Raw genomic sequence first — 12,220 nt, forward strand, 5'->3', positions numbered from 1 at the left:
CGACAATTGGAGGGAATGTAGTATCTGATCCTTCATTAAGTTCGTTGGGAACGGTTACTTATTATGCTGAATCTGTAAATGACGTAACATCTTGTATAAGCACATCACGTGCAGCAATAAGCTTAACTATTAATCCAAAACCAATTGTTCCGACAAGCGGGGGTGACCAAACGGAGTGTGCCTCTTCTCCCATTCAAACTTTGACTGCTACTGCAACAGCTCAGGCCGGCGAATCAGTAGTATGGTATGATGCGGCAGTTGGAGGGAATGTAGTATCTGACCCCTCATTAAGTTCATTGGGAACCATTACATATTATGCGGAATCTGTAAATAATGCGACATCTTGTTTAAGTACATCACGTTCAGCAGTTACTTTAACGATTAATCCAAGACCAGAAGTACCGGCAAGCGGCGGAAATCAAACGGAATGCGCTTCGTCTCCATTGCAAACTTTAACCGCTACAGCGACGGCTCAAGCGGGAGAATCGATAGTATGGTATGATGCAGCAACTGGAGGTAATGTAGTATCTGACCCTTCATTAAGCTCATTGGGAACAGTTACATATTATGCTGAATCTGTAAATGACGTAACATCTTGTCTAAGCACATCACGTGCAGCAATAAGCTTAACTATTAATCCAAAACCAATTGTTCCGACAAGCGGGGGTGACCAAACGGAGTGTGCTTCGTCTCCCATTCAAACTTTGACTGCTACTGCAACAACTCAGGCCGGCGAATCAGTAGTATGGTATGATGCGGCAGTTGGAGGGAATGTAGTACCTGACCCTTCCTTAAGTTCATTGGGAACCATTACATATTATGCGGAATCTGTAAATGATGCGACATCTTGTTTAAGTACATCTCGTTCAGCAGTTACATTAACTTTAAACCCAAAACCAATTGTTCCGGCAAGCGGAAATCAAACGGAATGCGCTTCATCTCCATTGCAAACTTTGACTGCTACAGCGACAGCTCAAGCGGGAGAATCGATAGTATGGTATGATGCAGCAACTGGAGGGAATGTAGTATCTGACCCTTCATTAAGCTCATTGGGAACAGTTACATATTATGCTGAATCTGTAAATGACTTAACATCTTGTCTAAGCACATCACGTGCAGCAGTAAGCTTAACTATTAATCCAAAACCAATTGTTCCGACAAGTGGGGGTGACCAAACGGAGTGTGCTTCTTCTCCCATTCAAACTTTGACTGCTACAGCCACGGCTCAATCTGGCGAATCAGTAGTATGGTATGACGCAGCCACCGGAGGAAATGTAGTATCTGACCCCTCACTAAGTTCATTGGGAACCATTACGTATTATGCGGAATCTGTAAATGATGCGACATCTTGTATAAGTACATCTCGTTCAGCAGTTACTTTAACGATTAATCCAAGACCAGAAGTGCCGGTAAGTGGTGGAAATTTAACTGAATGCACTGATGGAACATTGACACAAACCTTAACTGCCATGGCAGTAGGTAGTTCAATATCGTGGTATACAGCGGCAGTTGGCGGCAGCATAGTGTCTAACCCAACACAAGTTGGAGTGGGAACAATCACTTATTATGCGGAATCGTCAAACGGCATTTGCCAAAGCCTTACCCGTACGCCAATTACTTTAACAATTGTTGGTGTAGTGCCAAATCCAACAGCAAACGATCAGACTGTTTGTTCAGATGGAATGTCTAATCAAACTTTAACAGCGGTTGCAAGTGGTAATACGATTACTTGGTATACAGATTTAGTGGGTGGGAGTGCAGTGTCTAATCCTACTCAAATCGGTGTAGGTACAGCAACATATTACGCTGAATCATCAATTGGAAATTGTTTAAGCGAATCTAGGACGAAGGTAACGTTAAGTATAACACCAACTCCTTTGATGCCTACAGCAACAGTAACCAGGCAGCCTACTTGTGCTATTTCAAATGGAGAAATTACCATTACAGCTCAAACTGGGGTGGAGTATAGTATTGGCCAAGGTTTTCAAGACAGTCCTATTTTTCCTAATCTAATTCCAGGTGACTATATTCCCTCGGTACGATTTAAAAGCAACATTAGTTGTGAAATAGTAGGTGAAACCCAAACCATAAATCCAATTCCTGCAGAAATTCAATTTGAAAGCACAGGGGATTGTATTGATAAGGATTATATTATTACCGCATCGCCATTAGCAAGTTCTTATGATCCAAATAATGTTGACTATCAATGGAAAGATAACTTAGGGAACACTGTGGGAACAAATTCTAATACTTTAAACGTGTCAGATATTGTTGCGTCTAGCAGTGTTGAAGTTAGTTTTCCGTTAAATTATAGCTTAACTATTACGTCAACAGCTACGGCCTGTGAAACAACATCTAGCATATTAATTGAATCGGTATTTTGTAATATTCAAAAAGGAATCTCTCCAGACGGAAACGGCTCAAATGATTATTTTGATTTGAGATTAATGGATGTGAAAAAATTAGAGATATTTGACCGATACGGTATTAAAGTTTATAATCAAATTAATTATACTGATCAATGGAAAGGTCAATCCGATAAAGGGAATGAACTTCCAAGTGCAACCTATTATTATGTTATGGAATTTAATAACAGTAAATCCAAAACAGGTTGGATTTATCTAATTAGAGAAAAATAGTTATTTAATAAATTTATGTTGAGATTTAATTTCAACAAAATGAAAAAACAAATTGATATGAACAAAATATTTTTGGCTACTCTCTTAGTTCTTATTACTTACGTAGATGTAATAGCGCAACAAAACCCGCATTATACTCAATATATGTATAATATGAATGTTGTTAATCCCGCATATGCCGGTTCAAAAGAAAGTATTTCTTTTGGTGCTTTATATAGAAAGCAGTGGGCGAATATTGAGGATGCACCTACCTCGTTTACTTTTTCGGGACATGCCCCAACAGGTAAGAATGTAGGTTTAGGGTTGTCTTTTATTTCAGATAAGATAGGTCCGGTTACAGAACAAAATGTGTATGGTGATTTTTCTTATACTTTAAAATTAGGTGATACGCAAAGGCTTGCATTGGGTCTTAAAGCGGGTATCTCTTTTCATCAAGTGGGTCTTAGAGACATTCAGTCTTCATTGCCGGATCCTTCTGAGGGAATTTTTGGGGAAGATATTAATGATGCTTCATTAAATTTGGGAGCTGGAGCTTTTTATTACACGGACAAATACTATGTCGCTTTTTCAATCCCCAACATGATGAAGTCAGCGCATTTGGATTATAATGGAAGAGAGTATGGCTCTGATGTGTCGCATTATTTCTTAACTGGGGGGTATGTTTTTGATGTTAATTATGATTTGAAGTTCAAGCCCTCTTTCATGCTGAAATCAGCATTTAACGTATCGCCCTCTCTAGATGTTTCTGCAAATTTTTTGTATATGGAAAAAATCGAAGTTGGAGCTACCTATAGGTTGGAAGACAGTTTCGGAGCCATGGTTAATTTTGCTGTTACGCCTGAGCTAAGAATTGGATATGCTTACGATCATATAATTTCTGACCTGAAGGTGACTTCTCCGTCATCCCACGAGTTCATTATTTTATATGACTTGTTTACGCCAAAGAAGGTTTCACGTTCACCTAGATTTTTCTAATATAAATTTGTAATTGATGAAAAAAATTAATCTACTATTGTTTTTTGTGTTTTTAAGCATTTCGATATCAGCACAAAGTATAGATACCAAAGTTGCAGATAAATTAGTTGAAAGCCATGATTATGTTCAAGCTGTTCAAGAATATCTGGTGTTAACGGACAAGGGGAATTCTGACCCCTATGTGATGAAGCAACTTGGAGATTGTTATTACAATATGAATAATACGGTTGAGGCCGAAAAATGGTACGCCCAAGCTGCAAAAACGAAGCAAAATCCTGAAATGTATTACAGGTATGCGCAGGTGCTAAAGTCTAATGGTAAATACGCGGAATCAAATGCACAGATGAAATCTTTTGCCTCTTTAATGCCTAATGATGAAAGAGCCATTGAATTCAATAAGAACCCAAATTATCTGGCGAAATTGATGGATATTGAGAAAGGTTATATAATAGAAAAGATTTCAGTGAATTCTGACAGGTCTGATTTTGGAGCTGTTCTTTATAATGATGTGCTTTATTTTGCAAGTGCAAGAAACGAGAGCAACAAAATATATGGATGGAATGGCGAACCGTTTTTGGACATTTACCAATCTACTTATAATGCTGATGGAACCTATTCAGAGCCAGCTCCTGTTAGTGAATTAAATTCTAGATTTCATGAAGGACCCGTGTCTATAACAAAAGATGGCAGTACGATCTATTTTTCAAGCGAAAGTTTTAATGACAAGTTATTTGTAAACGATAAAGCACACAAACTGCGATTGGGGCAGGTAAATCTTTTTAAAGCAAGTAACGAGAACGGGAAATGGGTTAATACGGTTGCATTGCCTTTTAACAGTAAAAGCTATTCTACAGGAAATCCATCGGTAGATAAGGAAGGAAAGACTCTTTATTTTGCATCCGATATGCCTGGTTCTGTTGGCGGAACTGATTTATGGAAAGTTGCTGTAAATGCTGACGGCAGTTTTGGTGTCCCAGAAAATTTAGGAAACTCCATTAATACCACGGAAGACGAAAATTTCCCTTTTATTTCGGATGACAATATTCTATATTTTTCTTCCAATGGATTGACCGGATTTGGAGGTTTGGATATTTTTATAGTGGATTTGAATGCTGGGGATATGCCCAAAAATGTTGGGCAACCTATAAATTCTGCTAAAGATGATTTTGCTTTTACATTCAACAAAGAGAAAAATACAGGTTATATTTCAAGTAATCGATCCGGGGTCGATCATATTTATAGTGCTGTTCCGATATGCTACTCTCAAATTGCGGCTGTTGTGAAAAATTCCAAAACTGGTGATCCCGTTGCTAGTTCCAGAGTTGCTGTTTTAGACGGAAATAATATTGTTTTGGATGAGCAGCTATCAAATGATAGTGGAAAGGTTTTGTTTAATGTTGAATGCCAAAAGGGATATACCGTTAAAGTTTATAAAGATGGCTTTATTTCAAACGAATCGTCTATTGCAAAAACGGATAGCGGACTACTAACTGTTGATGTTGCTTTGGAACCGATTGATGTCGTAGTTACTGAAACGGAAATAATATTAAAACCAATTTATTTCGAAAATAACAGAAGCGGTATAACAAAGCAAGCTGCTGAAGAGCTCGATAAATTGGCATACATAATGACGGAAAATACGGAATTAAGTATCAATGTGAAGTCGCACACGGATTCTAGAGGTAAAGATGACTACAATATGGATCTTTCTGAAAGAAGAGCTAATTCTACAATTAAATATTTAATTTCGAAAGGCGTAAATGCTGATAAAATTTCAGGAAAAGGGTTTGGAGAATCTGAATTGAAAATAAATTGTGGTCTTAAATGTACCGAAGAGGAACATGCATTAAACAGACGTTCAGAATTTATGGTCGTTAAGAAATAGATTAATGATGATTCCAAACAAAAAGGGAGTATACAATGTGTACTCCCTTTTTTTATTTGTATTCGCGATAATTTTAAACTTAGATCCTTTTTAGGATAGTGTCATAAAAAAAAATAACTTCAGAATTGGCTTTCTGATTTTATCCGTGAACGGTTTCGTTCTTTCCGTAATTGATGATAATTGAAGTTTCAAAATCAATCCATTCCTTCCAGCGTTTGTCGACATCTATGTTGTCCGCGTATTTTTTTGCGAAACCTAAAAAGGTGGTATAATGTCCCGCTTCACTAATCATCAAATCACGATAAAATTTAGCCAGCTCAGGGTCCTTTATGTTTTCTGAAAGTACTTTGAATCTTTCGCAACTTCGAGCTTCAATCATTGCCGAAAACAGTAAACGGTCGCACAGGGCGTCCTTCCTGCTTCCGTCTTTTTTCATAAACTTAAAAAGCTCGTTTACGTAATGGTCTTTGCGTTCTCTACCCAGCGTTAGTCCTTTTTTCTTTATCAGATCATGTACCATTTGCAGGTGATCTAGCTCTTCCTTGGCAATAACTAATAGTTCAGTAACTAATTCTTCCAATTCGGAATTGTAAGTCACGAGGCTTATGGCGTTTGAAGCTGCCTTTTGTTCGCACCAGGCATGGTCTGTCAAAATTTCTTCGATGTTTGATTCGACTATATTTACCCACCGTGGGTCCGTTGCTAATTTTAATCCTAACATGTCATTGTGTTTTGTTAGTGCAAAATTAGTGTTTTCTTTCTGATTTTCTGGGGAAATGATGGTAATGCCAGCTAAATACCATTATTTTGTAATTGAAATAATATAAGTTATGAATCAGCTTAAAAAGCTTTTGATAATAGGTTTTGTATGGCCTGAGCCCAATTCATCGGCTGCGGGTGGCAGAATGATACAATTGATCTCTCTCTTTAAAGAGGAAGGCTATGAGATTACTTTTGCCAGTCCCGCAATGGATAGCGTTTACATGGTCGATCTTGAAGCTTTGGATGTTGAGAAAAAATCAATTTCGTTAAATAGCTCCAGTTTTGACGTTTTTATACAGCAACTGAATCCATCAGTTGTGCTGTTTGATCGTTTTATGATTGAAGAGCAGTTTGGCTGGCGTGTTGCCGAAAACTGTCCACAAGCGCTACGGCTATTGGACACGGAAGATTTGCATTGCTTGCGGTTAGCCCGCCAAAAAGCGTTTAAGGAAGGACGTCAGTTTGATTTAATTGATTTGTTTAGTGAGGATGTTGCCAAGAGGGAAATTGCCAGCATTTTGCGTTGCGATCTTTCCTTGATGATTTCAGAATTTGAAATGGAATTATTAGTGTCAGTATTTAAAATCGACAAAACTTTGTTATATTATTTGCCCTTTCTATTAGAGCCAATCCAAATATCAAGTAGGGAAGAAACTCCATCATTCGAGCAAAGGGAAAATTTTATCTTTATAGGTAATTTTCTTCATGAGCCAAATTGGAATGCTGTTCAATATTTAAAAGAGACAATTTGGCCCCTAATAAAAACGGACTTTTCGGAAGCAAATTTGAATGTTTACGGAGCATATCCTTCTCAAAAAGTTTTGCAGCTGCATAGTGTTAAGCAAGGTTTCCATATAATGGGTCGTGCTGCAGACGCACAAGATGTGGTTAGAAACTCACGTGTTGTATTGGCTCCTTTGCGTTTTGGTGCCGGTTTGAAGGGGAAACTAGTGGAGGCTATGATATGTGGAACACCAAGCGTAACCACTAATATAGGGGCGGAAGGTATGTCCGGTGATTTGGAGTGGAATGGTTTTATCGATGACGACCCAAAACGGTTTGCCAAATCGGCGATTGAGTTATACCAAAATAGAAATAGTTGGTTAGATTCACAGCGGAAAGGAATTGCAATTATCAATGAGCGGTTTTCGAAAGAACTATTTTCGGATGATTTTAAGAAAACCATTGATGCTTTGTTGGTAGATTTAAAACAACATCGCTTGAATAACTTTATGGGGGCAATGTTGCAACACCATACGGTGACAAGTACAAAATATATGTCACGTTGGATTGAGGAAAAGAATAGAATTAGATAATTTTCTTAGGTCAAAAAAATAAATCCCATTTTGAAATTTCAAAATGGGATTTTAATATAATAAAAATATATTTTTTTCTTTATGCAAGCATCGTAACTGGGTTTTCTATAAATTGCTTCAATGTTTGCAGAAACTGCGCTCCTGTAGCACCGTCAATTGTTCTGTGATCACAGGCCAAAGATAACATCATTGTATTTCCTACAACAATCTGACCATCTTTAACAACAGGTTTTTCTACGATTGCACCAACCGAAAGGATTGCTGAATTAGGTTGATTAATGATTGAATTGAATTCAGTAATACCAAACATTCCAAGGTTAGAAACTGTAAAAGTGCTCCCTTCCATTTCTGTAGGCAATAACTTTTTGTTTTTTGCTCTTCCTGCAAGATCTCTTACGTTTCCACCAATTTGAGATAAACTCATAGCATCTGTAAATCGCAACACAGGAACGACTAATCCATCCTCAACTGCCACCGCAACACCAATGTTTACGTGATGGTTGATAAGAATTGAATCTTCTCTCCATTGAGAATTGATTTTTGGGTGTTTTTTCAAGGCCATTGCACACGCTTTTATCACCATATCGTTAAAAGACACTTTTGTGTCTGGCACGCTATTGATAATAGATCTTGACTTCATCGCCTCATCCATTGTTACTTCAATAACTAAATTGTAATGAGGTGCAGTGAACAATGATTCCGCTAAACGCTTAGCAATGATTTTTCGCATTTGCGAATTTTTGATTTCTTCGGTAAAAACCTCCCCAGCAGGAAAAAATACTTTTGGAGCCGCTGCCGTTTCTGCTTTGGCAGGTGCCGCTGCGGTTGCAGTTGCAGTGGCTGTTGGAGCCGCAGTAGTTGCGGGAGTGAAGTTTTCGATATCGCTTTTCACGATACGTCCATTTTCACCTGATCCTTTCACTTGATTTAATTGAATTCCCTTGTCACTAGCAATTTTCTTTGCTAATGGTGATGCTAAAATACGTTGGCCATCGGTTGATGCCTCTTGTACAGTTGGTTCTGCTTTTTCAGCTGATGCTGTTTTTGCTTCTTCGGTTACAGCAGGAGTGGCAGCTTGTGCGGCACCTCCGGCTTTATAATTTTGAGCAATTCCGCTGATGTCAGTTCCTTCAGGTCCTATGATAGCCAATACGCTGTCAACTGGAGCCGATTCGCCTTCTTGAATACCGATGTACAATAAAGTTCCTTCGTTGAAAGATTCGAATTCCATTGTCGCCTTGTCGGTTTCGATTTCAGCAAGGATGTCTCCTTCAGCAACTTTATCTCCTACTTTCTTCAACCAGGTGGCTACAGTTCCTTCTGTCATAGTGTCGCTAAGGCGCGGCATAGTCACAACCACAACTCCTTCAGGAAGATCCTTAGTTGTTGGCGATTGAGCTTCTTCTTTTTTGACTTCCGTATTTGTAGTAGTTTCTTCTTTTGCAGGGGTGTTTGCCGATGGTTTTTCTTTCAACAAAGCAGATATATCTTCACCTTCTTCACCGATAATAGCCAATAATGAGTCTACTGCTGCAGTTTCACCTGCCGGTATTCCTATATATAGAAGTGTTCCTTCATTAAAGGATTCAAATTCCATTGTCGCTTTGTCGGTTTCAATTTCTGCCAGGATATCTCCTTCGCTTATTTTGTCTCCAACGTTTTTAAGCCAAGTTGCTACCGTTCCTTCCGTCATAGTATCGCTCAAGCGAGGCATTGTTATAATTGTTGCCATAATTGATTTTATAGTTTATGAGGTATAAAGGGATAATCTTCTTGTGCGTATACTACGTCGTATAATTGTTGAATCTCAGGGTAAGCCGATTCTTCTGCAAAATCTACGCATTCTTGAACAAGGTCCTTTACTCTTTTGTCGATGATTTCTATTTCCTCGTTAGTAGCGTATTTTTCTTCTTTGATCAAATCTAAAACCTGTGTGATTGGATCTATTTTTTTGTACTCTTCAACTTCTTCTTTCGAACGGTATAATTGAGCATCTGACATAGAGTGTCCTCTATAACGATACGTTTTCATTTCAAGAAATGTTGGTCCGTCGCCACGGCGGGCTCTATCAATTGCTTCTGTCATTGCTTCTGCAACTTTTACTGGATTCATTCCGTCAACAGGTCCGCAAGGCATTTCGTACCCTAGACCTAGTTTCCAAATGTCAGTATGGTTTGCTGTTCTTTCTACAGAAGTACCCATGGCATAACCATTGTTTTCAACAATAAAAACAACAGGTAATTTCCATAACATAGCCATATTAAAAGCTTCGTGTAAAGAGCCTTGACGAGCTGCTCCATCGCCAAAATAGGTCATTGTTACACCACCTGTTTCAAAATATTTGTCTGCAAAGGCTAATCCAGCCCCTACAGGAATTTGTCCACCTACAATTCCGTGACCACCATAAAAACGGTGTTCCTTTGAGAAAATGTGCATAGAGCCGCCCATTCCTTTTGATGTTCCTGTAACCTTTCCTAAAAGTTCGGCCATTACGCGTCTTGGGTCAACACCCATTCCAATCGGTTGAACGTGATTTCTGTAAGCAGTAATCATTTTATCTTTTGTAAGATCCATCGCATGTAGTGCACCTGCAAGAACGGCTTCTTGCCCATTGTATAAATGCAAAAATCCTCTGACTTTTTGTTGTATGTATAATGCTGCAAGTTTGTCTTCAAACTTTCTCCAAAGTAGCATGTCTTCATACCACTTTAAATAAACCTCTTTTGTAACTTCTTTCATCTCAATTGTTCTTTTGCTAAAGTTTTTAGTGTGTTATCAACTAGTACCTAATGACGCAAAACAGTTTCCTCACACAAATTTGCGAATCGCAAAAATAAGACATTCCTGCTGAGCAGTGAAATTAAAAAGCTAATTTTTAGGTTTTTTACAAGAACTTTTTGTCAAACATAAAAGGGAGTAAGTTTTTTAGGGACTCTGATTTGTATATGTCGCCAGTTTCGCCCATAAAATAAATTTCAATAGGGGTATCTTGTTTTGTTTCGTACTCCGCGATTGATTGCCTGCAGGAGCCACAAGGAGGGATCGGGCTCGTGGTTTTATTTGTGTCCGATGCCGCAGTAATTGCCATTTTTAAAATTTTCGCTTCGGGATATATGGCTCCGGCTTGAAATATGGCCACGCGTTCGGCACAAAGTCCGGAAGGGTATGCGGCATTCTCTTGGTTTGAACCTAAAACAATCTTTCCGTTGTCTAAAAAAATAGCAACACCCACTCTAAATTTTGAATACGGAGCGTAAGCATTTTTTCGAACAGCTACAGCCTGTTCCATCAGGTTTTGGATGTCTTTTGGTAATTCATTAACTGCATTGTAAGCGGCGAAGCGAGTCGTAATTGTAATTTCTTTCATTATTTTATTTGGGAAAAAAAATCCAAATTTCAATAGTTTGAAATTTGGATTTTTAAATTAGATTTTATTTAAAACTAGTATTGCTCGTATTTTTCTCCAAAGTTAAAGGTTAATGAGAAGCGTAAGGTGTTTTCTAAAGGGTTTTTTACTTTTGAGGCTGAAAATAAATAAGACACGTCCACTTTTACCACATTGTATTTAAATCCGGCTCCTAAAGAGAAAAATTTTCGAGCTCCTTTCATGTCGCTTTCGTTAAAATAACCCATGCGCATGGCGAATGAATCCTGATATGAATATTCGGCTCCCAAGGCATAAGTAACTTCTTTAACTTCCTCGCTAAACCCATCAGGGGCATCTCCAAATGATTTAAAAATTCCTGAAACCCATCCTATGGAACGATAATTGTCGAAATTTTCAGCTCTTTCTTCAGGAGTAACCGTTCCGTCTCCGTCTAAATCTGGATTTTGGGGTGTTGGTACCAATAATTTGTTAAACTCAAGATTTACGGCTACTTTGTTGTACTCGTCAAGAATGAAATCAAATCCGGTCCCTAATTTTAAGTTCGCGGGCAAAAAGTTAGTACTAAATTCATCATTATCGTAACTTATTTTCGGGCCTAAATTCTGGATGTTAAATCCGGCTCTCCATCTTCCGTTAAATTCGCTGTAGGCGATTTCTTCCGACTGATAAAAACCGGCAACATCAATTGCAAAAGAATTTGCTGCAGAAGCATCACCGTTATCGGAAACGACTTTTAGGTTGGAGTGAATGTACCTTCCGGCAACGGCCATAGAAAATTTTTCGCTTATTTTTAAGGAATAGGAACCGTCCAGTGCAAATTCATTTGGGTTAACTGTTCGGGGAACTTCATTAGGGTCTCCGGTCTCGCGTAACTCAATATCGCCAAAACCAAAATATCGGAGACTGCTTGCAAATGCACTTCGCTCGCTTATTTTGTTGTAATAAGTAATTTGTCCTAATGAAATATCATTTGCCAAATCCGTAAGGTAGGGAGTGTAGCTTATAGAAAAACCTTGTTTGTCAATTGCAAATGCATATTTCGCCGGATTCCATTGTTGCGAAAAAGCATCAGTTGAAGTAGCGACACCAACATCGGCCATACCTGCGGCTCTGGCGTCAGCAGAAACCAACAAGAAAGGAACCGCTGTGGTTATTACTCTATCTTGAGCGTTCGCAAAAGAAAACCCAAGGAGGCAAGCTGTAAAAAGTACTAATTTTCTCATTTTATAATTTAAAATTGATTAAACAAATATAG

General features: G+C 38.4%; 9 protein-coding genes. 4 read left to right on the plus strand and 5 right to left on the minus strand.

What is annotated here, in order from left to right:
• From VIH09_RS05735 to VIH09_RS05745, 3 genes are all read left to right on the plus strand, one after another.
• Positions 1-2,639 (plus strand): gliding motility-associated C-terminal domain-containing protein (locus tag VIH09_RS05735; protein ID WP_331578793.1); only part of this gene is annotated, 2,639 nt, incomplete at its 5' end.
• Positions 2,640-2,696: 57 nt separating this feature from the next.
• Entirely contained in the window at positions 2,697-3,614 is a 918-nt protein-coding gene (locus VIH09_RS05740; protein WP_331578795.1) for a type IX secretion system membrane protein PorP/SprF, read from the plus strand.
• Between the two features lie 16 nt (positions 3,615-3,630).
• On the plus strand, positions 3,631-5,499 hold the full coding sequence (locus VIH09_RS05745; protein WP_331578796.1) for an OmpA family protein: 1,869 nt from the start codon (positions 3,631-3,633) through the stop codon (positions 5,497-5,499).
• A gap of 139 nt (positions 5,500-5,638) precedes the next feature.
• Here VIH09_RS05745 and VIH09_RS05750 read toward each other — a convergent pair whose 3' ends face one another.
• Positions 5,639-6,220, minus strand: a complete 582-nt coding sequence (locus tag VIH09_RS05750; protein ID WP_331578798.1) for a tRNA-(ms[2]io[6]A)-hydroxylase — start codon at positions 6,218-6,220, stop codon at positions 5,639-5,641.
• A 109-nt stretch (positions 6,221-6,329) separates the two neighbouring features.
• Between VIH09_RS05750 and VIH09_RS05755 the strand changes: the two genes are divergently transcribed.
• A complete protein-coding gene (locus VIH09_RS05755; protein ID WP_331578800.1) occupies positions 6,330-7,577 on the plus strand; it encodes a glycosyltransferase in 1,248 nt (415 codons plus the stop codon).
• A 79-nt stretch (positions 7,578-7,656) separates the two neighbouring features.
• Here VIH09_RS05755 and VIH09_RS05760 read toward each other — a convergent pair whose 3' ends face one another.
• The 4 genes from VIH09_RS05760 to porV all read right to left on the minus strand — a co-directional run bounded on the left by VIH09_RS05760 (position 7,657) and on the right by porV (position 12,188).
• On the minus strand, positions 7,657-9,309 hold the full coding sequence (locus VIH09_RS05760) for a pyruvate dehydrogenase complex dihydrolipoamide acetyltransferase (RefSeq protein ID WP_331578802.1): 1,653 nt from the start codon (positions 9,307-9,309) through the stop codon (positions 7,657-7,659).
• 8 nt (positions 9,310-9,317) lie between these two features.
• Positions 9,318-10,316, minus strand: a complete 999-nt coding sequence (gene pdhA, locus VIH09_RS05765; RefSeq protein WP_331578804.1) for a pyruvate dehydrogenase (acetyl-transferring) E1 component subunit alpha — start codon at positions 10,314-10,316, stop codon at positions 9,318-9,320.
• 145 nt (positions 10,317-10,461) lie between these two features.
• Positions 10,462-10,944, minus strand: coding sequence for a cytidine deaminase (cdd, locus tag VIH09_RS05770; RefSeq protein ID WP_331578806.1), 483 nt, complete (start codon positions 10,942-10,944; stop codon positions 10,462-10,464).
• Positions 10,945-11,018: 74 nt separating this feature from the next.
• Positions 11,019-12,188: a type IX secretion system outer membrane channel protein PorV gene (gene porV / locus VIH09_RS05775; protein WP_331578808.1), complete on the minus strand. Its 1,170-nt coding sequence runs from the start codon at positions 12,186-12,188 to the stop codon at positions 11,019-11,021.
• Positions 12,189-12,220 lie beyond the last annotated feature (32 nt).

It is taken from the genome of Flavobacterium sp. (genome assembly GCF_036515215.1).
Taxonomy (GTDB): domain Bacteria; phylum Bacteroidota; class Bacteroidia; order Flavobacteriales; family Flavobacteriaceae; genus Flavobacterium.